The sequence below is a fragment of the Rhizobium sp. SSA_523 genome (assembly GCF_030435705.1).
Classification (GTDB): Bacteria; Pseudomonadota; Alphaproteobacteria; order Rhizobiales; family Rhizobiaceae; genus Neorhizobium.
The window spans coordinates 711,039-732,819 of record NZ_CP129382.1; the positions used below are offsets into that span (position 1 = coordinate 711,039).

General features: G+C 63.3%; 21 protein-coding genes. 16 read left to right on the top strand and 5 right to left on the bottom strand.

Annotated elements, in window-relative coordinates; genetic code table 11:
• The first annotated feature begins 58 nt into the window (after positions 1-58).
• From serS to QTJ18_RS11720, 4 genes are all read left to right on the top strand, one after another.
• Positions 59-1,342, top strand: a complete 1,284-nt coding sequence (gene serS / locus QTJ18_RS11705; RefSeq protein ID WP_252754799.1) for a serine--tRNA ligase — start codon at positions 59-61, stop codon at positions 1,340-1,342.
• A 6-nt stretch (positions 1,343-1,348) separates the two neighbouring features.
• Positions 1,349-2,116 carry a 5'/3'-nucleotidase SurE gene (surE, locus tag QTJ18_RS11710; RefSeq protein ID WP_252754800.1) on the top strand — a complete coding sequence of 256 codons (768 nt, stop codon included), beginning with the start codon at positions 1,349-1,351 and terminating at the stop codon, positions 2,114-2,116.
• A gap of 8 nt (positions 2,117-2,124) precedes the next feature.
• Positions 2,125-2,766 carry a protein-L-isoaspartate(D-aspartate) O-methyltransferase gene (locus tag QTJ18_RS11715; protein ID WP_252754898.1) on the top strand — a complete coding sequence of 214 codons (642 nt, stop codon included), beginning with the start codon at positions 2,125-2,127 and terminating at the stop codon, positions 2,764-2,766.
• Positions 2,767-2,902: 136 nt separating this feature from the next.
• Entirely contained in the window at positions 2,903-4,483 is a 1,581-nt protein-coding gene (locus tag QTJ18_RS11720; protein WP_252754801.1) for a peptidoglycan DD-metalloendopeptidase family protein, read from the top strand.
• Between the two features lie 120 nt (positions 4,484-4,603).
• Here the strand turns inward: QTJ18_RS11720 and QTJ18_RS11725 are convergent, their stop codons facing one another.
• Complete coding sequence (locus QTJ18_RS11725) at positions 4,604-5,476, bottom strand: ATP-binding protein (protein WP_252754802.1); 873 nt, start codon at positions 5,474-5,476, stop codon at positions 4,604-4,606.
• 200 nt (positions 5,477-5,676) lie between these two features.
• Here QTJ18_RS11725 and yajC point away from each other — a divergent pair, with 200 nt between their 5' ends.
• From yajC to QTJ18_RS11750, 5 genes are all read left to right on the top strand, one after another.
• A complete protein-coding gene (gene yajC / locus QTJ18_RS11730) occupies positions 5,677-6,024 on the top strand; it encodes a preprotein translocase subunit YajC (RefSeq protein ID WP_252754803.1) in 348 nt (115 codons plus the stop codon).
• Positions 6,025-6,081: 57 nt separating this feature from the next.
• Positions 6,082-8,643, top strand: coding sequence for a protein translocase subunit SecDF (gene secDF / locus QTJ18_RS11735; RefSeq protein ID WP_252754804.1), 2,562 nt, complete (start codon positions 6,082-6,084; stop codon positions 8,641-8,643).
• 4 nt (positions 8,644-8,647) lie between these two features.
• Positions 8,648-9,034 (top strand): Mth938-like domain-containing protein, encoded by a 387-nt coding sequence (locus QTJ18_RS11740; protein WP_252754805.1) that lies wholly within the window; start codon positions 8,648-8,650, stop codon positions 9,032-9,034.
• Positions 9,031-9,915: a phytoene/squalene synthase family protein gene (locus QTJ18_RS11745; RefSeq protein WP_252754806.1), complete on the top strand. Its 885-nt coding sequence runs from the start codon at positions 9,031-9,033 to the stop codon at positions 9,913-9,915. Before QTJ18_RS11740 ends, QTJ18_RS11745 begins: the two co-directional genes overlap by 4 nt.
• 203 nt (positions 9,916-10,118) lie before the next feature.
• A complete protein-coding gene (locus tag QTJ18_RS11750; protein WP_252754807.1) occupies positions 10,119-10,592 on the top strand; it encodes an immunoglobulin domain-containing protein in 474 nt (157 codons plus the stop codon).
• On the opposite strand, the gene trmFO is transcribed toward QTJ18_RS11750, so the two are convergent.
• From trmFO to QTJ18_RS11765, 3 genes are all read right to left on the bottom strand, one after another.
• Positions 10,548-12,023, bottom strand: coding sequence for a methylenetetrahydrofolate--tRNA-(uracil(54)-C(5))-methyltransferase (FADH(2)-oxidizing) TrmFO (gene trmFO / locus QTJ18_RS11755; protein ID WP_252754808.1), 1,476 nt, complete (start codon positions 12,021-12,023; stop codon positions 10,548-10,550). The two genes, QTJ18_RS11750 and trmFO, sit on opposite strands and share 45 nt — an antisense overlap.
• Positions 12,024-12,273: 250 nt before the next feature.
• Positions 12,274-12,906, bottom strand: coding sequence for a glutathione S-transferase family protein (locus QTJ18_RS11760; protein ID WP_252754809.1), 633 nt, complete (start codon positions 12,904-12,906; stop codon positions 12,274-12,276).
• Between the two features lie 155 nt (positions 12,907-13,061).
• Positions 13,062-14,276 carry an NADP-dependent isocitrate dehydrogenase gene (locus tag QTJ18_RS11765; RefSeq protein ID WP_252754810.1) on the bottom strand — a complete coding sequence of 405 codons (1,215 nt, stop codon included), beginning with the start codon at positions 14,274-14,276 and terminating at the stop codon, positions 13,062-13,064.
• Positions 14,277-14,450: 174 nt separating this feature from the next.
• Here QTJ18_RS11765 and QTJ18_RS11770 point away from each other — a divergent pair, with 174 nt between their 5' ends.
• The 7 genes from QTJ18_RS11770 (at position 14,451) to QTJ18_RS11800 (ending at position 20,386) form a co-directional block, all read left to right on the top strand.
• Positions 14,451-14,993, top strand: a complete 543-nt coding sequence (locus QTJ18_RS11770) for a hypothetical protein (RefSeq protein ID WP_252754811.1) — start codon at positions 14,451-14,453, stop codon at positions 14,991-14,993.
• Between the two features lie 166 nt (positions 14,994-15,159).
• The gene (locus QTJ18_RS11775; protein WP_252754812.1) at positions 15,160-16,083 is read left to right on the top strand and encodes an RNA methyltransferase; all 924 of its coding nucleotides are present in this window, start codon (positions 15,160-15,162) and stop codon (positions 16,081-16,083) included.
• A complete protein-coding gene (gene murI, locus QTJ18_RS11780; RefSeq protein ID WP_252754813.1) occupies positions 16,058-16,867 on the top strand; it encodes a glutamate racemase in 810 nt (269 codons plus the stop codon). The genes QTJ18_RS11775 and murI overlap by 26 nt, the downstream gene beginning before the upstream one ends.
• A gap of 390 nt (positions 16,868-17,257) precedes the next feature.
• Positions 17,258-17,497, top strand: a complete 240-nt coding sequence (locus QTJ18_RS11785; protein ID WP_252754814.1) for a DUF1127 domain-containing protein — start codon at positions 17,258-17,260, stop codon at positions 17,495-17,497.
• A 94-nt stretch (positions 17,498-17,591) separates the two neighbouring features.
• Positions 17,592-18,044, top strand: coding sequence for a GNAT family N-acetyltransferase (locus QTJ18_RS11790; RefSeq protein ID WP_252754815.1), 453 nt, complete (start codon positions 17,592-17,594; stop codon positions 18,042-18,044).
• Between the two features lie 66 nt (positions 18,045-18,110).
• On the top strand, positions 18,111-18,746 hold the full coding sequence (locus QTJ18_RS11795; protein ID WP_252754816.1) for a LysE family translocator: 636 nt from the start codon (positions 18,111-18,113) through the stop codon (positions 18,744-18,746).
• Positions 18,747-18,859: 113 nt separating this feature from the next.
• Positions 18,860-20,386, top strand: coding sequence for a helicase HerA domain-containing protein (locus tag QTJ18_RS11800; protein ID WP_252754817.1), 1,527 nt, complete (start codon positions 18,860-18,862; stop codon positions 20,384-20,386).
• A 112-nt stretch (positions 20,387-20,498) separates the two neighbouring features.
• On the opposite strand, the gene pepT is transcribed toward QTJ18_RS11800, so the two are convergent.
• The gene (pepT, locus tag QTJ18_RS11805; RefSeq protein WP_252754818.1) at positions 20,499-21,743 is read right to left on the bottom strand and encodes a peptidase T; all 1,245 of its coding nucleotides are present in this window, start codon (positions 21,741-21,743) and stop codon (positions 20,499-20,501) included.
• Between the last annotated feature and the right edge of the window lie 38 nt (positions 21,744-21,781).

A 21,781-nucleotide genomic window follows, 5' to 3' on the forward strand; every position in this document is an offset into this window, starting at 1 on the left:
TCACCTCTTCGGCCGCCGGTCCCAAGTGCGGCTCAAACGCAAGCGACCTGGAACGACGATGCTCGATATCAAGTGGATCCGTGATAACCCTGCCGCTCTCGATGCGGCCCTTGCCAAGCGCAACGCTCCGCCGCAGGCCGAGAGCATCATCGCTCTCGACGAAACCCGTCGCTCCGTCATCCAGAAGCTGCAGGACATGCAGGCGCGCCGCAATGGCGCGTCCAAGGAGATCGGCGCGGCGATGGCGCAGAAGGATCTCGCCCTTGCCGAGCGGCTGAAGGCGGAAGTGGCGAGCCTCAAGGACACCATGCCGCTCGTCGAGCAGGAGGAGCGCGAGGCGATCGCCGCCCTCGACGACGTCCTGGCGCGGCTTCCCAATATTCCGCTGGACGATGTGCCGACCGGCAAGGACGAGCACGATAATGTGGTGACCCGCATGGTGGGCGAGAAGCCGCGCTTCAACCATCCGGCTCTCGAGCATTTCGAGATCGGCGAAGCGCTCGGCATGATGGATTTCGACCGGGCCGCCAAACTCTCCGGCTCGCGGTTCACGGTGCTCACCGGTCCGCTTGCCCGGCTGGAGCGGGCGCTCGGCCAGTTCATGATCGATCTGCACACGAGCGAGCATGGCTATACCGAAGTGTCCTCGCCGCTGATGGTGCGCGACGAGGCCATGTACGGCACGGGGCAGCTACCGAAATTCGCCGAGGACCTGTTCCGCACGACGGATGGCCGCTGGCTCATCCCGACCGCCGAGGTCACGCTGACCAATCTCGTCGCCCAGGAGATCCTGGAGCATGAGAAGCTTCCGCTGCGCTTCACCGCCTTGACGCCGTCCTTCCGCTCGGAAGCCGGGTCTGCCGGCCGCGATACACGCGGCATGTTGCGCCAGCACCAGTTCTGGAAATGCGAGCTCGTATCGATCACCGATGCGGATAGCGCAATCGCCGAGCACGAGCGGATGACCGCCTGTGCGGAGGAAGTGCTGAAGCGTCTCGGCCTGCATTTCCGCACCATGACGCTGTGCACCGGCGATATGGGCTTCGGCGCCCGCAAGACTTATGATCTCGAGGTCTGGCTGCCGGGGCAGAACACGTTCCGCGAAATCTCGTCCTGCTCGGTCTGCGGCGATTTCCAGGGCCGGCGCATGAATGCGCGCTACCGGGTGAAGGACGAGAAGGCGCCGCGCTTCGTGCATACGCTGAACGGTTCTGGAACCGCCGTCGGCCGCTGCCTCATCGCCGTTTTGGAAAATAACCTGAACGAAGATGGCTCGGTCACAATTCCGGACGTGCTGGTGCCCTATATGGGTGGCCTGACCAAGCTCGAACGGAACGCGTGATTGCCAATGCGCATCCTGCTTACCAATGATGACGGTATTCATGCGGAGGGTCTCGCGGTTCTTGAAAGGATCGCGCGGAGCCTGAGCGACGATGTCTGGGTGGTGGCGCCGGAAACCGATCAGAGCGGCCTTGCCCATTCCCTGACGCTGTCGGAGCCGCTGCGCCTGCGCCAGCTGGGCGAGAGGCAGTTCGCGGTGCGCGGCACGCCGACCGATTGCGTCATCATGGGCATGCGCCACGTGCTTCCCGCGCCGCCGGACCTGATCCTTTCCGGCGTGAATGCCGGTTCCAACATCGCCGACGATGTGACCTATTCCGGCACAATCGCGGCGGCCATCGAGGGGACGATCCAGGGAGTGCGCTCGATTGCGCTCAGCCAGGCGGTGCTGCATGCCGAGGGTCGGCGCACGATCCCTTGGGATGTTGCCGAGGCGCATGCGCCGGCGCTCGTCTCGAAGCTGATCTCGGCGGAGCTGCCGTCCGGCACTTTCCTCAACCTGAACTTCCCGGCCTGTCCGCCGGATTCCGTCGAGGCCGTGGATGTGACCGTCCAGGCCCGGACGGATTTCGCCCTTGTCCTCGATGAGCGGGAGGATGGCCGGGGAAATCCCTATTTCTGGCTGCGTTTCGGCAAGCGGAGCGGCCAGTTCGTCGAGGGGACCGATATCCACTCCGTCAGCCATCACCGGATCTCGGTGACGCCACTGAAGCTCGATCTGACGGATCATGCAGCCCGCGATGCCGTTGCCAGGGCGCTGGGAGACCGTGCTTGAAGCCAGCCATGATCGAGAAGGAGGGTTTTGCCGCGCTGGTCCTTCGGCTGCGTGCCGCCGGTGTGACCGATCTCGATCTCCTGACGGCGACAGAGCAGACGCCGCGCTCGCAATTCGTGCCGGCGCAGTTTTCCGAAAATGCCTATTCCAGCCGCACCATTCCGATCGATTGCGGGGCCTTCATGGAAGGTGCCGATCTTGCGGTGAAACTGCTGTCGCGACTGCAGGTGCGGCCCGGCCACCGCGTGCTCGAGATCGGGACCGGCAGCGGTTTCATGACGGCCGTCATGGCGCGCATTGCCGAACGCGTCCTGTCGGTGGACCGGTTCCGCAGCCTCACCACGGCGGCGCAGGCGCGCATGGAGGCGCTCGGGCTGCGCAATGTCGTCATCCGCCAGGCGGACGGCAGCAATGGCATGGCGGGCGAGGGCACGTTCGACCGTATTCTCGTCACGGCAGCCTTCACCACCATGCCGCGCTTTTATGCAGACCAGCTGGTCCACGGTGGATCCATGGTGGCACCGCTCATCCTGGAAGACGAGAGCTGCATCATGGTGCGCCTCACCAAAACCGGCAGCCGTTTTGAGCGGGAGGACCTTTTTCCGGTGCCTTACCTGCCGCTGGTTCCGCACATGGCGGCATATCTGTGACGATCGGGCTCATCGGCGCCGTCATGGTTAGCGTTTTGCGAAGAATTTGAGGCTTTCTCCGATCCCTTAACCCCGCGGTAAGACTAACGCGCTTTAATGATACCTACTTTGGTTGCGTCGTCGTGTAGGTCGAGTCATGCGTGTGAATAGTTCCTCGAATATGAAGAAGTCAGCCGTGCGCATTGCCGTGGCGGCTCTGCTGGCAAGCACCGTCGCCGGCTGCAGTTCGGATGCCACGCGCTTTTCCGGGCTTTTCCCCAGCCACGATAATCTGACAACGGCATCGATCCCGCAACGGCAGGGCCTTGGCGCCTATGGCCGGGCGCCGGTGCCGACGGAAGATGTCGGAACGGCGGCAGCCCCGGATTATGCCTCGCGCAATGCGGCAATGAGCCAGCCTTATCCGGCTGCGTCGTCCGGTGGCTACGCTGCCCCGGCCGCCGTCTCCCCGGCCCGGTCGGCAGCAGCGCCGGTTTCGGTCCAGCGGGCGGCTCTGTCAGCTCCCGCCCCGGCATCCGGACTTGATCCGCAAAGCCGCAGCGAAGCGATGGCTCAGCCCATGCCGGCAGCTCTGCCGCCGCAAACGGCGGCCGTCCAGCGTCCGTCCCGGGTCGATGCCGACAAGGTCGTCACGGGCTCGGCCGGTGCCTCCGGCTGGAGCACGTCCAATGCGCCGAAGGTGACCTTGCGTCCAGGCGAAACGGCAGCGACGCTGTCCCGGCGCTACGGCGTGCCGGAAGCGGAAATCCTGCGGGCCAATGGCGGCAAGCTCACGCCCGGCCAGATTGCCGTCATTCCGACCTACGCCTCCGGCAACAAGGCGCGCTCCGCCGCCGGCAGCGTCGATCTTTCGCGCTCCGGAGATGCTCCGCAGCCGCTGCGGCCCCAGGAAGACAAGGTGGCAATGCTGCCGAAGCCGGCTTTGCGCGACCGCGAACAGGCTGATGCGGCAAAAGCCGTGCCGTCGGCCGGCGGTACGCCCAAGCCGGATGGTGCGGGCACCTATACGGTCAAGGCCGGCGATACGCTGACCCGAATCGCCCGTGCAACCAACACGCCGATCGATCAGCTGAAGGCAGCCAATAACCTCGAGGGCGGCGCGCTGCGCATCGGCCAGACGCTGCGGGTGGGAAGCGCCGCAGGCGAGCCGCTGAAAACGGCATCGATCCCGAAGACCCAGCCGGCTGCACCCGCTGCGCCCGCCGCTCCGGCCAAGATGGAGACCGTTGCGGCCAAGCCGAACCAGCCGACCGCGACCGAAAAGCCTGCCGCACAGACGGCAAGCCTCAGCGAGGTCGAGAAGAAATCCGACGTGAATGTGGCAGCCCCCACGGCCACCGGCATCGACAAATATCGCTGGCCGGCAACCGGCGCGGTCATCGCCTCCTACGGCCAGAACGTCAATGGCAGCCGCAATGACGGCATTGATATCTCTGTGCCCGAGGGGACGCCGATCAAGGCTGCCGAAAACGGTGTCGTGATCTATGCCGGCAACGGCCTGAAGCAGCTCGGCAATACGGTGCTCGTCCGCCATGATGACGGAAAGGTCACCGTCTATGGCCACGCCTCGAACATCTCCGTGACGCGCGGCCAGAAAGTGCAGCGCGGCCAGACGATCGCCACGTCCGGCATGAGCGGCGATGCCAAGCGTCCGCAGGTGCACTTCGAGGTGCGCAAGGACGCAACCCCGGTCAATCCGATGACGTTCCTCGAATAGTAGTGCGTATGGGGAGTGCGAAAGAGCCTGGCGCTTGAGGGTGCCGGGCCTTTTGCGTTTTCGTGCCGCCGCCCGAAGGCCGACGGGACGCGCTCGATCTCGCGGCTTCCGGCTGTGCCGTCAATCGCGGGCAAGGGGTATGCGCAGCCGGCCCGCCAGGTCCTGGATATACTGCCAGGCGACGCGGCCCGAGCGTCCGCCGCGGGTCGTTGCCCATTCCAGCGCTTCGCGATGAAGATCCTCTGGCGCAAGGCCGAGCGAGAAATGCGCGGCATAGGCATCGATCATGGCCAGATAATCATCCTGATTGCACTTATAGAAGCCGAGCCAGAGCCCGAACCGGTCCGACAGCGAGACTTTCTCCTCGATCGCCTCGGAAGGATTGATGGCCGTTGACTGTTCGTTCTCCATCATATTGCGCGGCAGGAGATGACGCCGGTTGGACGTGGCATAGAAGAGAACATTGTCGGGACGGCCCTCCACGCCGCCATCCAGCGCCGCCTTCAGGGACTTGTAGTCGGTGTCGTCATGATCGAAGGACAGGTCGTCGCAGAAGACGATGACGCGGCAGCCGGATGTCTTCAGAATATCCAGAAGCGCCGGAAGCGTCGAAATTTCCTCGCGATGCACTTCGACCAGTTTCAGAGCGACCGCGGTGGTGGCGCGCACATCGGCATGCACGGCCTTGACCAGCGATGATTTCCCCATGCCACGGGCACCCCAGAGCAGCACATTGTTGGCAGCATAGCCTTCGGCAAAGCGCAGCGTATTGTCGTGCAGGATGTCGCGAACGTGATCGACGCCGCGGATCAGCGCCAGATCGACCCGGTTCGGTTGCGGCACGGGCTGCAGGTGACGCTGCGCCGGGACCCAGACGAAACAATCGGCGGCATTCCAGTCGTTGATGGCCGGCGCCGGCCCCGCAAGCCGCTCGACAGCATCCGCCAGGCGCTTCACTTCTGCCAGCAGGAGTGCGGTTGTATCGATGGACATCTTCATCTCCAATTGTCTGTGCGGCCTTCGCATCCCGAATTTCCGCCGCCTAGCATGGCGTTTTTTTCGCCGAAAGGGTAAGACGCCGTGAATCGGTACGGCGCTCACGCCGTTTCTGTTGCATTTAAGGCGTTCACAACTATATTCCGGCGGCTTGAAGCGAGGGGTGTCCTCGCAACCGCAATCTCTGGGAGTTCTCGATGTTCATTACCGAAGCATTCGCCCAAGACGGAGGCGCCGCGCCGTCCGCCTTCGGCTCCGGCCTCGAAATGCTTTTCCTCTTCGCCCCGCTGATGGTGGTCTGGTACTTCTTCTTGATCCGTCCGCAACGTCAGCAGATGAAGAAGCGTCAGGAAACCCTCTCCAATATTCGCCGTGGCGACCAGGTCGTCCTCGGTGGCGGCATTTCCGGCAAGGTGACAAAGGTCGTCGACGATGGCGAGCTCGAGGTCGAAATTGCCGAGGGCGTCAAGGTTCGTGTGCTGAGAACCTATGTCGCGGAAGTGCGCGTCAAGGGCGAACCGGTGAAGACCGAAGCCGCGAAGTAAAGGCCAGGGCGCCGCTTTGGCGGCGCTTCGCCATCCCGCCAAGTATCCGAGAGCGCAATGCTATACTTTTCCCGCTGGAAAACACTGTTCATCTGGTTCGTGATCGCCGTCGGCGCCATCGTCGCGGCTCCGAACCTTCTCAGCAACGAGCAGATGGCAAAGCTCCCGGACTGGTTTCCGGCCAAGAAGGTCACGCTCGGCCTCGATCTGCAGGGCGGGTCGCACATCATGCTCAAGCTCGAGCGTGGCGACATCGTCAAGGAGCGGCTGGAAACGGTTGTCGGTGATGTCCGCAACACCTTGCGGGAAGCCAGCGTCCGCTATAGCGGCCTGAGCGGCAATGGCCAGCAGATCCAGGTGCGGATCACCGATCCTGCCCAGGTGGAGGCGGCCAAGCAGGCCCTGCAGCCGCTGCTGCAGCCGGTCTCCGCCGGAACCTTCGGCGGCACCATCACGGAAGTTTCGCTGCAGGACGATGGCAATGGCCAGCTGACGCTTGCGCTGACAGATGCCGGGATCGGCTACCGCGTCTCCTCCGCGCTCACCCAGTCGATCGAGGTCGTGCGCCGGCGTGTCGACGAGCTCGGCACGACCGAGCCTCTGATCCAGCGCCAGGGCGACGACCGCATCATCGTACAGGTTCCCGGGCTTGAGGATCCGCAGCGGCTGAAGGCGCTGCTGAACCAGACCGCCAAGCTGACCTTCCACATGGTCGATAGCAGCATGCCGGTTCAGGAGGCGCTGAACGGCCGTCCGCCCGCGGCCTCCGAAATTCTCTATTCCATGGATGATCCGCCGATCCCCTATCTGGTGGAGCGCCGCGCCCTCGTCTCCGGCGAAAGCCTTGTCGATGCGCAGGCCAGCTTCAACCAGCAGACCAACGAACCGGTGGTGACCTTCCGCTTCGATTCCCGCGGCGCCCAGAGGTTTGCTCAGGCGACGCAGCAGAATGTCGGTCGGCCCTTCGCCATCGTCCTCGACAACCAGATCATCTCGGCACCCGTCATCCGCGAGCCGATCATCGGCGGTTCCGGTCAGATCTCCGGCAATTTCACCGTCGAAAGCGCCAATGACCTGGCCGTGCTGCTGCGCGCCGGAGCGCTGCCGGCCACGCTGACGGTCGTCGAAGAGCGCACGGTCGGCCCCGGCCTCGGCGCGGATTCCATTCGCGCCGGCGTCGTTGCCAGCGCCATCGGCGCCGTGGCCGTTGCCGGGTTCATGTTCGCCTTCTACGGATTTTTCGGCTTCCTCGCAAATGTCGCGCTGCTCGTCAACATCGTCCTGATCCTCGCGACGCTGACGCTGATCGGCTCGACGCTGACTTTGCCCGGTATTGCCGGTATCGTCCTGACCATGGGCATGGCGGTTGATTCCAACGTTCTGATCTACGAGCGCATCCGCGACGAGGTGAAGAGCGGGCGGTCGCTCCTGCCGGCGATCGACAGCGGTTTCCGCCGCGCCTTCGCCACCATTATCGACGCCAACCTGACGACGCTGATTGCTGCCGTGGTGCTCTTCTATCTCGGCTCCGGCCCGGTTCGCGGCTTTGCCGTGACGCTGGCGGTCGGTATCGTGACGACCGTCTTCACCGCCTTTACCTTTACCAGCTGGATGTTCTCGCTGTGGGTAAAGCGGGCAAAGCCGAAGCAGCTGCCGAAGGGCATCCGAACCGGCATGTTCGATGGGCGCGGCCTGCCGTTCATGTCGCTGCGCCGCTATACGTTCATGGGCGCGGCCGCATTGTCCGTCGCAGCCGTGGTGGGTTTTGCAACGGTCGGGATGAATCTCGGCATCGACTTCCGCGGCGGATCGATCATCGAATTGCGCGCGCGCCAGGGCGATGCCAACATCGCCGATATCCGCGCGCGTCTCGACCAGCTGAATCTCGGCGAAGTGCAGGCCCAGGGCTTTGGCTCTCCGGCCGAGGTTCTGGTTCGCGTGCAGGCGCAGGAGGGCGGCGAGAATGCCGAGCAATCGGCGCTCGAACGCATCCGCAACGACCTGGAGCAGGATTACGAGTTCCGCCGCGTCGAAGTGGTGGGTCCGGCCGTGTCCAGCGAACTGACCTATTCCGCCACGATCGGCGTGGCGGTCGCGCTGCTCTTCATCCTGATCTATATCTGGTTCCGCTTCGAATGGCAGTTTGCCGTGGGCGCCATCATCGCCACACTGCACGACGTGATCCTCACCATCGGCATATTCGTGCTGACCGGCATCGAGTTCAACCTGACGAGTATCGCCGCCATTCTGACGATCGTTGGCTATTCGCTCAACGATACCGTCGTGGTCTATGACCGCATGCGCGAAAACCTGCGGCGCTACAAGAAGATGCCGCTGGCGGAGCTGATCGACATCTCGATCAACCAGACCCTGTCGCGTACGGTTCTGACCGGCTTGACGACGATGCTGGCGCTTGCCTCGCTCTATATCTTCGGCGGCGAAGTCATCCGCTCCTTCACCTTTGCCATGCTGTTCGGCGTCGCCGTCGGAACATTCTCCTCCATCTATATCGCGGCACCGGTGCTGATCGCCTTCAAGCTCCGCACGGATGTCTTCAACGCAGACGAGGACAAGGCCAAGACGGCAAAGACTGTGCCGGCGGGCAAAGCGGGCAGCTGAGGCCATGGCGCGTCCTGTCCACATTCGCGATGCGCATTTCCCCGGCCGTGCGCCGATCGACGCCTATGGCAATGGGGGATTTCGCTTCGCCGATATGTCGCATCGCGGCTCTCTCTTGTGTCTACCGAGCGGCGTCTATGGCTGGGATATGGCGGAAGGGGACGCTTTGAGCGTCGAGGCCTTCCAGAGGGTGATCGAGGAAGGCGATACGTTCGAATTCCTGCTGGTCGGCACCGGCCGGGACATCCGGCCATTGCCGGCGCCGCTCAAGGCGGCGCTGCGCGCCCGCGGCATTTCCTCCGACCCGATGGGAACCGGTGCGGCCATTCGCACGTATAACATCATGCTGGCGGAATCGCGTCCTGTGGCCGCCGCGCTGATCGCCGTATGACAAACAGCGCAGGAGGGAGTGAGGCCGTGACGGCTGTGGCCGCAGACCATTTCGACATCTGCCTCCAGGCGCTGCGCGATTCCGACCGCGACCGCTATCTTGCCTGTCTTCTGGCGCCTGCCGACAAGCGCGGGCCGCTGGCGGCACTTTACGCCTTCAATGCCGAACTCGCGCGCATTCGCGACGTGATCCAGCAGCCGCTGGCTGGCGAGATCCGGCTGCAATGGTGGCGCGACCTGCTGTCGGGCAAGCCGACGGGAGAGGTCAATGCCAATCCGGTTGCCGCCGCCCTGCTGGCGACCATGGCCCAATACCGCCTGCCGCGCGATGTTCTGATCAACATGACGGAAGCACGCATTTTCGATCTCTATGACGATCCCATGCCGGATCGCAATGCGCTGGAAGGCTATGCCGGCGAAACGGCTTCGGCGCTCATCCAGCTGGCCGGCCTGGTGCTCGATGCTCCGCAGGCCATGCAGCAGGCGGAGCTTGCAGGCCATGCGGGCGTGGCGCAGGCGATTGCCGGAAGCCTGCTGCTCCTGCCGGTGCATCGTCGGCGCGGGCAGGTCTACCTGCCGCTTGCCATCCTGTCCGCCACGGGACTGGATCGTGACGGCTTTCTCGCAGAGCCTGTCGGCGCTCAGCATCATGCCGCGGTCGAAGCCTTTGCGGGGCTCGGTCTCGAGCATCTGGCCAAGGCAAAGAGGGCAGGCGGCATTCCCGCCGCACTGCTGCCGGCCTTCCTGCCGGTCGCGCTCGCGGAACCGGTCCTGCAGCAGGCGGCGCGCGCGCCGGGCAGGGCATTCACGGGAAACCTGCAATCGCCGCAATGGCGCCGCCAATTGCGCATGATGCGCAGCCTTGCCCTGAAGCGTCTCTAGGCGGACTTGCATTTGCCGGCCGACGCTCCAACCGCTTGGCCTGTTGTTTCGACGCAGCTTCCGGTCAAAACATTCGTGGGACAGTTTTCCGGACCCTGCTTTGGCCCAGTGCTTGCCTGCGACATGTTTCTCGACGGGTCACATTCGCGCAAGCCTCAGGCGTTAGTCAGGAGTAGCGCTACGGAATGGAGAGAGGTGATCCGGTGAGCCTTGTCGTATGGTCGATCATCGCGGTCGTGGTTGTCGCCACAGCCTATTATGCCACGCGCATGAGCAAGGACCGCGAGGCGCTGGACCGGCACGATGCGGGTCTGGCCATTATCGAATTCGGACGCGCCTATCCGACCGAAGCCATTCGCAGCCTGCATGTCACGGAAAGCGGCGATGCCTGCTTCGTCCGCCTTTTCGAGAACAAGGCGGGTTTCATGCGCAATTACGGCGCCCATTACGCCTGCCATCTGATCGAGCCGGGACGCGTCCGCGTTCAACCCCTCGGCAATGGCCGCGGCTTCCAGGTGGAGTTTCTCGACGCACCGACCCAGAGCGGCGCCTATGTCTTCTCGACCGCCGCCGAGGCGGCGGAGGTTTCGCTCTGGCTTCTCGGCAATTATGTCGGGCCGGATGACCGCCACCTACTCGGCGGCGCTCATACCGAGATCGGCGACGGACGGAGCTGAGTCGTCCGAGGCGAAGACCGGAGGCTCGACCCCCAGCCAGGCCGCGCAATCGGTGAGGGCCCGGCGTGACATGAGCTTGCGTTTCATTATGGTCTTGTCCTTACCGCGAAAGCGCTTGACGCCCTCTGGCTTGACGATGGATCCGGGCGCCAGCTCCGGAAACAGGCCGAAATTGACGTTCATCGGCTGGAAAGAGCGCTTGCCCGGCTCGTCGTCGGAGACGAGATGGCCGCCGGTGATGTGGTTCAGCAGCGAACCGAGCGCGGTCGTGGCCGGCGGGGCTTTAGGCGCCTGCCCCCTGGCCTCGGCGGCGGCGAAGCGGCCTGCCAGCAAGCCGATCGCGGCGCTCTCGACATAGCCCTCGCAGCCGGTGATCTGGCCGGCAAAGCGCAGGCCGGGCCGGGATTTCAGCGTCAGGCTGCGGTCGAGCAGGATCGGCGAATGGATATAGGTATTGCGGTGCAGTCCGCCGAGGCGGGCAAATTCCGCCTGCTGCAGCCCGGGGATCATCCGGAAGATCTCCGCCTGCGCGCCATATTTCAGCTTGGTCTGGAAACCCACCATATTATAGAGCGTGCCGAGCGCATTGTCCTGGCGCAGTTGAACCACGGCATAGGGCTTGACGGTCGGGTTATGCGCATTGGTCAATCCCATCGGCTTCATCGGGCCATGGCGCAGGGTCTCGCGGCCGCGCTCGGCCATGACCTCGATCGGCAGGCAGCCGTCGAAATAGGGCGTTCCCTCCCATTCCTTGAAGCCCACCGTGTCGCCGGCGATCAGCGCATCGATGAAGGCATCATATTGCGCCTTGTCCATCGGGCAGTTGATATAGTCCTTGCCATTGCCGCCAGGACCGACCTTGTCGTAGCGGGACTGATACCAGCAAATATCCATGTCGATGGACTCGCGGTGAACGATCGGCGCAATGGCATCGAAAAAGGCCAGCGCATCCTCGCCGGTCTGGGCCTGGATCGCGCCGGCAAGGCTCGCCGAGGTGAGGGGCCCGGTGGCAATGATCGTCAGCCCCCAATCCTCCGGCGGCAGGCCCTGCACTTCCTCGCGAAGCACCGTGATCAGCGGATGCCCGTGAATCTCCCGCGTCACGGCCTCGGAGAACCCGTCGCGATCGACGGCCAGCGCACCGCCGGCCGGAACCTGGTGACGATCCGCGCAGGCCATGATCAGCGATCCGGCCAGCCGCATCTCGGCATGGATGACGCCCACCGCATTGGCTGAGGCATCGTCGGAGCGGAAGGAATTGGAGCAGACGAGTTCGGCAAGTCCATCGGTCTTGTGCGCATCCGTGCCGCGCACGCCGCGCATTTCGTGCAGGATGACGGGGATGCCGGATTGGGCCAGCTGCCAGGCGGCTTCGGAGCCGGCAAGGCCGCCGCCGACCACGTGAACGGGTTTGGAAGAGATCTGTGTCATGGGCCGGCTCAATATCACGAGGCGCGACGACATCCAACATCAAAGGCGAAGGTGCGCCGCGCCGCCACTCAGCATCGATCGGCAGGACATGGCATCTGCCGGCAGGACACGGCATCTGCCGGCAAGAAATGCATCTATGCCGGCAAGAAACGGCACTGCGGGCAGGAGATGGCACTGCCGGCAGGATCGGGCAAAGATCGGCACCGGTCAGAAGTAGTCTCCAAGCCGGCGGCTGGGCTGGGCTCGCGGCTCAGCCTTGCGGAGCGGCACGTTCCGCGGCCAGAGCATCGTCGAGCTCCGTTGCCCGGATATGCGCCGGCCTCTGCGCAATGTGTGCAACATAGGCCTCGAATGCCGGGCGTTTCTCGATCGAGCCGAACTCCATGCCCCACATCAGGTGCGAGCCGACATAGACGTCCGCCGCCGTGAAGCGGTCTCCGGCGATATGATCCGACTGCGACACTGCCTGCTCCAGAGTATCGATCACCTGCGGATAGGAGCCATAGCCCATCATCGGCCGCTTGTCGGCCGGAACTTCGAAGCCGAGGCTGCGATTGCTGACGGCAGCCTCCAGCGGACCGGCGGCGAAGAACATCCAGCGATAATAGGCGGCGCGTTCCGCATCGGTTTGCGGGGAAAGCCCGGTCTCCGGAAAGACGTCGGCGAGATAGGCGCAGATCGCCGCGCATTCCGTCACGACATTCCCGCCATGCTGGAGCGCCGGCACCTTGCCCATAGGATTGACCGCCCGATAATCGGCGGACTTCATCTCCGGACCGAAAGCAAGCACCTTCACCTCATAGGCGAGGCCGACCTCTTCCAGCATCCAGCGGGCAATGCGGCCCCGTGACATGGGGTTCGTGTAAAGCAGCAATGACGACATGCGTTCCTCCTAATTGTTCCCTATATGTTCTATAGTGCCGTGATGACGTCCAGATGACAAGGGGATCACGGCAAAGAAAAAACCCGGCCGCAGGGCGACCGGGTTTTCCGAGATCATCGGCTGGCCGAAAGGCCGAGGCGCGGTTCGGACGCGGCTTAGGCGCCCATGGCCTTCTGCAGATTCTCGTCGATCTTGTCGAGGAACGCCGTGGTGGAAAGCCAGGGCTGATCGGGACCGATCAGCAGCGCCAGATCCTTCGTCATGAAACCGTCCTCAACGGTGGAGACGCAGACCGTTTCCAGCGTTGCGGCAAATTTCGCCAGTTCGGCATTGTCGTCCAGCTTGGCGCGATGGGCGAGGCCACGCGTCCAGGCGAAGATCGAGGCGATCGAGTTGGTGGAGGTTTCCTGGCCCTTCTGATGCTGGCGGTAGTGACGCGTTACCGTGCCATGCGCGGCTTCGGCTTCAACCGTCTTGCCATCCGGCGTCAAGAGAACCGAGGTCATCAGGCCGAGCGAACCGAAGCCCTGGGCCACGGTATCGGACTGTACGTCGCCGTCATAGTTCTTGCAGGCCCAGACATAGCCGCCAGACCACTTCAGCGCCGAAGCGACCATGTCGTCGATCAGGCGATGCTCATAGGTGATGCCGGCTTCCTTGAACTGATCCTTGAACTCGGTCTCGTAGATCTCCTCGAACAGATCCTTGAAGCGGCCGTCATAGGCCTTCAGAATGGTGTTCTTCGTCGACAGATAGACCGGCCACTTGCGCATCAGGCCGTACATCATCGATGCGCGGGCGAATTCACGGATGGATTCATCCAGATTGTACATGGCCATGGCCACGCCCGAACCCGGAGCGTTGAAGACTTCCTTCTCGATCACCTGGCCGTCTTCGCCGACGAATTTGATGGTCAGCTTGCCCTTGCCCGGGAACCTGAAATCGGTGGCGCGATACTGGTCGCCGAAGGCGTGACGGCCGACGACGATCGGCTGTGTCCAGCCCGGAACGAGGCGCGGCACGTTCTTGCAGATGATCGGCTCGCGGAAGATCACGCCGCCCAGAATGTTGCGGATGGTGCCGTTCGGGCTCTTCCACATTTCCTTGAGGTTGAATTCCTTCACGCGCGCTTCGTCCGGCGTGATCGTCGCGCATTTGATGCCGACGCCGTATTTCTTGATGGCATTGGCGGCATCGACCGTCACCTGATCGTTGGTGGCGTCGCGGTTCTCAACCGAAAGGTCGTAGTAATCGATGTCGAGGTCGAGATACGGATGGATCAGCTTGTCTTTGATGAGCTGCCAGATGATGCGCGTCATTTCATCGCCGTCGAGATCGGCGACAGGGTTGGCGACCTTGATCTTCTTCATGTATCTGCCTCTTGCATGAGCGGGAACCGGACGCTCCCGGGTAGGGTGGAACCAAGTCCCGAGCGCTATAGCATTAGCGCTGCAGAACGCAAAGCGCTGGCGAACGATTTGGCATTGCCAAACCGCGCGGCCCGGATAATGTCTCGCCTCAATTCAACAAGGATCCTTATCGCCATGCGCTGCTCTTTGCGCCTCCTTCCGCTCGCATTCGTCTTCGCGTCACTCTCGCTGCCCGCCGCGGCTGCCGATCCGGTGGCGCCGGTCCAGCAGGTGATGGACATGACGAAATACAATTGGGAAGCGGTCGACGCGGAATGGAAATACATTTTCGATTCGACGCCGCTGGCCAGCCTCTTCAGCAAGCGCTTCCAGGCGGCCTACAAGGAGGCGGCAAAGCACCCCGCCTACGAGACGGAGAACAACGAGCCCGGCGATCCGTTCGGCTATGACGTGATCACCAATTCGCAGGATGGCTGCCCGCTGCAGGATGTGAAGATCACCCCCGGAGCCGTCAAGGACGGCATTGCCGATGTGGCGGTGAGCTTCAAGATGTGGACCTGTATCGACGAGGCCGAGATCAAGAACAGCGTGTCGGAGGTGCATTTCGACGTGATCACCGAGGACGGCAAGCCGGTGATCGACGACATCCACCGCGTGGCCGACGGCGAGCGCGATTCGGTTCTGTCGGAAATGCAGGCGCTCGCCAAGGGTCAGTAAGGCTTAGGCCGCCCGCATCCAGGCTTTCGCCATGCCGGGGATTCGGCAGGCGGGCTTGCCGCATGCGGGGCTCCGGCGTCCGGGCTTCGGCAGGCGGGCTTTGATTTTTGGTAGCAGCTGTGCCAGTGAGGCCTTTCCCATCCCGGTAAGGCTGCAGGTTGAGATCATGGCAGGAACGAACAGCGAGCGCGAACTTCTCGAAGAAGGTCCGGCCATCATTCTGGTCGAGCCGCAGCTGGGCGAGAATATTGGCATGGTGGCCCGCGCAATGGCCAATTTCGGCCTTGCCGAGCTTCGTCTCGTCAACCCGCGCGATGGCTGGCCGAGTGAAAAGGCGCAGGCCGCCGCCGCCAAGGCCGATCACGTCATCGAGCGCACGCGCGTCTTTGCGACACTCGAGGAGGCGCTGACCGATCTCAACTTCGTCTATGCGACGACGGCCCGCCAGCGGGACGGATTCAAGCCTGTCCGGTCCCCGGTCACGGCGGCGCAGACGCTGCGCCTGCGCTTCACCCGCGGCGAAAGGACCGGCATCCTGTTCGGCCGCGAACGCTGGGGCCTGACCAATGAAGAAGTGGCGCTTGCGGATGAAATCGTCACCTTCCCGGTCAATCCCGCCTTCGCCTCCCTCAATATCGCCCAGGCCGTGCTGCTGATGTCCTATGAATGGATGAAGAGCGGCATGGCCGATCTGGCGGCGACGCCCTTCGAGGCGGCGGACCAGAAGCCCGCCACCAAGGGCCAGCTCTTCGGCTTCTTCGAGCAGATCGAGGAGGCGCTCGACGCCCGCAATTATTTTCATCCGCCCACAAAAGTGCCGAAGATGATCGACAATCTGCGCGCCGTCCTGTCCAGACCCGGCTTCACGGAACCGGAGATCAGCGTGCTGAGGGGCGTGGTGAGTTCGTTCGATCAATTTGCGCGCCGCTGGCCGAAAGGCGGCAAGCCGACGACGGAAGGCAAGGGGGCCGGTGGCAATGGAGACGCGAACCATGGAGGCGGGGACCTCGGAAGCGGGGACGTCAAAGGCGGGGATCTTAGGGGTGGAAACCGGGGCAACAAGGATGACGGCGAAGGGCACAAGCCCTGAGCTCAAGCCGGTTCTGGTTTTCGATTCGGGGATCGGCGGCCTGACGGTTCTGCGCGAGGCGCGCGTGCTGATGCCGGAGCGCGGCTTCATCTATGTGGCCGATGATGCCGGCTTTCCCTATGGCGGGTGGGAGGAGGCGGAGCTGAAGAGCCGGATCCTCTCGCTCTTCGCCGATCTTTTGACCCGCCATGATCCGGAACTCTGCATCATTGCCTGCAATACCGCCTTCACGCTTGCCGGAGCCGACCTGCGCGCCGCCTTTCCGGCCATGACCTTTGTCGGCACGGTTCCTGCCATCAAGCCTGCGGCGGAACGCACCCGCTCGGGTCTGGTCTCGGTGCTGGCGACGCCGGGCACGGTGAAACGCGCCTATACCCGCGATCTCATCCAGTCCTTCGCCTCGCAATGCCATGTGCGCCTCGTCGGTTCGCAGAATCTCGCGCGCATGGCCGAGGATTATATTCGCGGCGAAACCGTGCCGGACGAGGCGGTGAGTGCGGAGATCGCGCCCTGCTTTATCGAGAAGGATGGCGCCAAGACCGATATTATCGTCCTGGCCTGCACCCATTATCCCTTCATGGCCAATCTGTTCCGAAAGCTGGCACCCTGGCCGGTCGATTGGCTTGATCCTGCAGAGGCCATTGCCCGGCAGGCACGACGGCTGGTGCCGGCGGCCGATCACGCCGATCATGCGGATCACTTCGATTTCGCCCTCTTCACCTCGCAGCAGCCGGATTTCTCCACCCGGCGTCTCATGCAGGGTTTCGGATTGCGCGTGCTCTGACCGAGCACCGGCCTGTTGCTGGAAGGCAACAAATCCGCTGCTTTTTTCTGCAAATGCAGATTGCAGACTTGCAGGCGCGGAAAGCTTGTGCCACTTTTCCCTCGTCCATAATCTTTTACAGAAGGGAGGCGCATGATGACTTATTTTATCCCGCAGACGCGTCTCCTCGGTGGACACATGGCCCTTCGTGCCCAGGTTCTGTCCGGCACCTTCATTCGCGGCCATAGACAGGCGTATTGCGCCTGAAATCCAGCCACTTGGCGCTTTAACTTCAACTGATTGACGCAAGGTCTCCTGCGCGCGCGTTCCTGTGACGTCGCCATGGCTTTCCGCGCGTTTTTCCACACCCGTAAAGGACTCGCTGCTGGGAAGCCGCGAGACGGAAGACTCATGTCCAAATTTCAATTAGGGGTTGCTGCAGCAATCGGCGACCTGCATCGGGAATATGGTTTCTGGCGCGTGGCGCGGGCGCTTCTCGCCGCGGTCTGGAAGGAGCGCCGGCGGCGAAACGATCTGCGCCACTTCTCCGACCGCATGCTGCTCGATATCGGCGTGCCCGACAACGAGCTGTCGCGGGAGTATCGGATGATCAAGGAGCCGATGGTCTACTGGCTGGGATTTCGCCTGTGACCCGCGCGCCTCCCTAAGGGAGGCTTCCTGATCGACCGCCATCCCTCCCGTCGTAGCGCGGCGGGAGGGTTGGCTCTTTTTTGTCACAGAAGCCATGACCATTTGCACGTTGCGACAGCTTGGTCCGGATGATGCGGCCGAGGCGGCCCGTGTGCACCGTTCCTCACTTAACGAGCGACTGCCATGGCTTGCCGATCTTCATACGCCGCAGGAAGATCACGCCTTCTGGCGAGATCACCTCCTGATGAACTGCTCTGTCTGCGGCGCCTATGGTGAGGGGCATCTGCTCGGCGTGGTAGCGTATCGGAAAGGCTGGATCGAACAGCTCTATGTCTTGCCCACGGCCCAGGGGCGGGGAATCGGATCGGCTCTGCTGGCAGCCGCGAAAGAGGGGCGGGAGAGCCTCGATCTCTGGACATTCCAGGCCAATCAAGCGGCGCGCCGCTTCTATGAAAAGCGCGGCTTTGTGTCCGTGGAAGAGACCGACGGGCAGGGCAATGACGAGGGCGAGCCGGATGTGCGCTATCGCTGGCTGGCGACAGCGTAAACTTGCCTTGCCAAGCCGCTTCATCCATGGCTTCCTCGGGGTACTCACAAGAAAGGGAGGATGCCGATGCCGATTGAAAACTGGCTGGCCTTTGTGGCCGCGTCTGCCGTGATGCTTGCCATTCCCGGTCCGACCATCCTGCTGGTCATCTCCTACGCGCTGTCGCATGGACGCAAGGTCGCGGCGGCAACGGTTGCCGGTGTCGCGCTTGGCGATTTCACCGCCATGACGGCATCCCTGCTCGGGCTCGGCGCGCTGCTTTCGGCCTCGGCCTTTGCGTTCACGGTGCTGAAATGGATCGGCGCCGCCTATCTCGTCTATCTCGGCGTCAAGCTCTGGCGCGCTCCGGTCAGCGCGGCACACGAATCGGAGGCGACGGCGCAGACGCGTGAACCGGCCTCGCGCATTTTCCTGCATACCTATGTGGTGACCGCGCTGAACCCGAAGAGCATCGTCTTCTTCGTCGCCTTCCTGCCGCAGTTCTTCGATCTTGCGCATCCGCTGCCGCTGCAGATGGTCATCATGGAGGCGACATTTCTGGTGCTTGCGACGCTGAACGCGGCTCTCTATGGCCTGCTCGCCTCCATGGCGCGGCAGACGATCGGCCGGCCCGATATTCGCCGCATCGTCAATCGCACCGGCGGCTCGCTGATGATCGGCGCAGGATTGCTGGCCGCCGGTTATCGCCGCGCCACCGGATGATTGCCTGTTGATCACGCTGCTTTGGGGCAGGCAGAATCGCGAACGATCTGCTAAGGCAGGGGCAGAGAGGCGTGCAGCCCTCGTCATTCCAGTCGCATGTGAGGTTGAGTGCAGTGCAGGTAGGCATCGATATGGGAACTGTGTCCGGCGGGCAGCCGGCCAAGCTCGATATCGAGGAGCTTCTGGCCACCCGTCTCCTGGTCCAGGGCAATTCGGGCTCCGGAAAATCGCATTTGCTGCGGCGCCTTCTGGAGCAGTCGGCCCAATGGGTCCAGCAGGTGATCATCGATCCCGAAGGCGATTTCGTCACGCTTGCGGATAAATACGGCCATGTGGTCGTCGATGGCGAGCGCTCGGAGGCCGAACTGATCGGGATCGCAACCCGCATCCGCCAGCACCGGGTGTCCTGCGTCCTGTCGCTGGAGGGGCTGGATCTGGAAGAGCAGATGCGCGCCGCCGGCATCTTCCTGAACGGCCTGTTCGATGCGGATCGCGAATATTGGTTCCCGGTTCTGGTCGTGGTCGACGAGGCGCAGATGTTTGCACCCTCTGTTGGCGGCGATGTTTCGGAAGAGGCCCGCAAATTGTCGCTCGGCGCCATGACCAATCTGATGTGCCGCGGGCGAAAGCGCGGGCTGGCGGGCGTCATTGCCACGCAGCGCCTGGCAAAGCTTGCCAAGAACGTCGCGGCGGAAGCCTCCAACTTCCTGATGGGCCGCACCTTTCTCGATATCGACATGGCGCGCGCCGCCGATCTGCTTGGCATGGACCGCCGCCAGGCGGAAATGTTCCGCGATTTGAAGCGCGGCAATTTCGTGGCGCTAGGCCCGGCCCTGTCGCGTCGTCCGCTGCCGATCGTCATTGGCCATGTGGAGACCTCGGCACGCTCGTCCTCGCCCAAGCTGATGCCGCTGCCGGATGCGCCGCAGGATGTCGAGGATCTGATCTTCACGCCCGATCCGGAGGAGTTCACCCGGCCAATCGTGCGCCGCGCCCCGCCGGCACCGCGCCCGACGACCGATATCCTGGCGGAACTGTCGCGCTCGACGCCTGCCATGAGCGTTGCTCCGCAGGAGACGAGCCGTCCCCAGCAGCCGGAGCTTTCGCCGGAGGAGCGGGAGGAGCGCGTCTCGGCCGTTCTCTCCGAGATCATCGACGATCCCCAGGCGGCCTATCGCACCGATGCCGTGCTCTATCAGGATTTCCTGGTGCGCGCCCGCATGCGCCGTATCCCGGGCCAGCCTATGTCCATGCCGGAATTTCGCCGGCGCGTCGCGATTTCGCGGGCAGGGGTGGACGAGGATACGGCCGCATCCCCGGGCTGGCAGACGGCGCTGGATCTTTCCGGCCGTGTCTCGGACGACCTGCAGGGCGTGTTCCTGCTGATGGCGAAGGCCGCCCTGACCGGCGAGCCGTGCCCTTCGGACATGCGCATCGCCAAAGCCTATGGCACGCATTCGACCCGGCGCGCCCGCCGGCTTCTCGGCTACTTCGAGGAGCAGAACCTGATCGTCGTGCATTTGGATTTTTCCGGCAAGCGCATCGTCGCCTTTCCCGATCTTGACGTGCAGACGGCGCCGGGTGCCGCCGATGCAACCGATGACGAGCCGGTGCGGCTGGATCGGTTCGCGGCGGAGTGATTGCCAATCGGCTGCGGCTGCGGCTGCGGCTTCGGCTTTCACCCGCGCCCCTTGGGCACCATCTCCCCGCAGGAAGAGGTGCGCCGAGCAGGGCGAAGGACGCGTCTGCCGCTCACGCCGCCCTTTCTTCCCAGACCTTGACCAGTTCGACGATCGCTTTGACCGAGGTCTCCATGTCCTGAACGCCCACCCATTCCAGCGGTGAGTGATAGGCATGGCCGCCGGTGAAGATATTGGGGCAGGGCAGGCCCATGAAGGACAGGCGCGACCCGTCGGTGCCACCGCGAACGCTGGTGATCTTCGGCTCGAGGCCGATGCGCCGCGTCGCCTCGATGAGGTTTTCCATCACCTCGGGGTGGCGGTCGAGCACGATCTTCATGTTGCGATACTGCTGCTTGACCGTGAAGGTGTGGCTGGAGCCGGGATAGGCCTTCAGCGCATCCGCGGCGATCGACTTCAACAGCTCTTCTTTCTCGATCAGACCTTCTTCAGTGAAATCGCGGATGATGAAGTTGAGCTCGGCGCTCTCCATGGCGCCGCTGATGCCGACCGGATGGATGAAGCCCTGCATCCCCTCCGTCGTTTCCGGCGCCTTGTCCTTCGGCAGGCGCGCAATGATATCGGCGGCGATCTTGATGGCATTCTCCATCTTGTCCTTGGCCGTGCCGGGATGGATCGCGACGCCCTTGATGGCGATCGTCACGCCATCGGCGGAGAAGGTCTCGTTCTCGATTTCGCCGATGGTCGAACCGTCAAGCGTATAGCCGAAGGCTGCACCCAGCTTCTTCAGGTCGACCTTGTCTGCGCCGCGGCCGATTTCCTCATCCGTGGTGAAGAGGATCTTCACCGGTCCGTGGGCAATGTCCGGATGGCTGACGAGATACTGCGCCGCCGTCATGATCTCCGCCACGCCCGCCTTGTCGTCGGCTCCGAGCAGGGTCGTGCCGTCCGTCGTCACGATGTCGTGGCCGAGCTGGTTCTTGAGTTCGGGATGTTCTTCAACGCGGATCACCCGGCTTTCGTCGCCGATAAGCCGGATATCGCCGCCTTGATAATTGCGCACGATCTGCGGCTTGACGCCGGTGCCGGAAAAGTCCGGCGCCGTATCCATATGCGAGCAGAAGCAGATGGCCGGCACGGGTTTGGCACTCGTGGCCGGAATGGTAGCATAGACATTGCCGTGCTCGTCCAGGTGAGCATCCTGCAGGCCGAGCTCCTTCAACTCCTGCTCCAGGATACGTCCGAGGGTCTTCTGCTTTTCCGTCGATGGCTGGGCAGAGGAGGTGGGATCCGACTGCGTGTCGATGACGACATAGCGGAGGAAGCGGTCGAGAACGGTATCGGCGGGAAGAGACATGAGCAAGGATCCGATTCTGCTGGAAGGCTGCGGCGATC

Excerpts from the sequence above, each read along its gene's own strand:
- serS (WP_252754799.1), top strand. The coding sequence starts at position 59 with ATGCTCGATATCAAGTGGATCCGTGATAACCCTGCCGCTCTCGATGCG.
- surE (WP_252754800.1), top strand. The coding sequence starts at position 1,349 with ATGCGCATCCTGCTTACCAATGATGACGGTATTCATGCGGAGGGTCTC.
- QTJ18_RS11715 (WP_252754898.1), top strand. The coding sequence starts at position 2,125 with ATGATCGAGAAGGAGGGTTTTGCCGCGCTGGTCCTTCGGCTGCGTGCC.
- QTJ18_RS11720 (WP_252754801.1), top strand. The coding sequence starts at position 2,903 with ATGCGTGTGAATAGTTCCTCGAATATGAAGAAGTCAGCCGTGCGCATT.
- QTJ18_RS11725 (WP_252754802.1), bottom strand. The coding sequence starts at position 5,476 with ATGTCCATCGATACAACCGCACTCCTGCTGGCAGAAGTGAAGCGCCTG.
- yajC (WP_252754803.1), top strand. The coding sequence starts at position 5,677 with ATGTTCATTACCGAAGCATTCGCCCAAGACGGAGGCGCCGCGCCGTCC.
- secDF (WP_252754804.1), top strand. The coding sequence starts at position 6,082 with ATGCTATACTTTTCCCGCTGGAAAACACTGTTCATCTGGTTCGTGATC.
- QTJ18_RS11740 (WP_252754805.1), top strand. The coding sequence starts at position 8,648 with ATGGCGCGTCCTGTCCACATTCGCGATGCGCATTTCCCCGGCCGTGCG.
- QTJ18_RS11745 (WP_252754806.1), top strand. The coding sequence starts at position 9,031 with ATGACAAACAGCGCAGGAGGGAGTGAGGCCGTGACGGCTGTGGCCGCA.
- trmFO (WP_252754808.1), bottom strand. The coding sequence starts at position 12,023 with ATGACACAGATCTCTTCCAAACCCGTTCACGTGGTCGGCGGCGGCCTT.
- QTJ18_RS11760 (WP_252754809.1), bottom strand. The coding sequence starts at position 12,906 with ATGTCGTCATTGCTGCTTTACACGAACCCCATGTCACGGGGCCGCATT.
- QTJ18_RS11765 (WP_252754810.1), bottom strand. The coding sequence starts at position 14,276 with ATGAAGAAGATCAAGGTCGCCAACCCTGTCGCCGATCTCGACGGCGAT.
- QTJ18_RS11770 (WP_252754811.1), top strand. The coding sequence starts at position 14,451 with ATGCGCTGCTCTTTGCGCCTCCTTCCGCTCGCATTCGTCTTCGCGTCA.
- QTJ18_RS11775 (WP_252754812.1), top strand. The coding sequence starts at position 15,160 with ATGGCAGGAACGAACAGCGAGCGCGAACTTCTCGAAGAAGGTCCGGCC.
- murI (WP_252754813.1), top strand. The coding sequence starts at position 16,058 with ATGACGGCGAAGGGCACAAGCCCTGAGCTCAAGCCGGTTCTGGTTTTC.
- QTJ18_RS11785 (WP_252754814.1), top strand. The coding sequence starts at position 17,258 with ATGTCCAAATTTCAATTAGGGGTTGCTGCAGCAATCGGCGACCTGCAT.
- QTJ18_RS11790 (WP_252754815.1), top strand. The coding sequence starts at position 17,592 with ATGACCATTTGCACGTTGCGACAGCTTGGTCCGGATGATGCGGCCGAG.
- QTJ18_RS11795 (WP_252754816.1), top strand. The coding sequence starts at position 18,111 with ATGCCGATTGAAAACTGGCTGGCCTTTGTGGCCGCGTCTGCCGTGATG.
- pepT (WP_252754818.1), bottom strand. The coding sequence starts at position 21,743 with ATGTCTCTTCCCGCCGATACCGTTCTCGACCGCTTCCTCCGCTATGTC.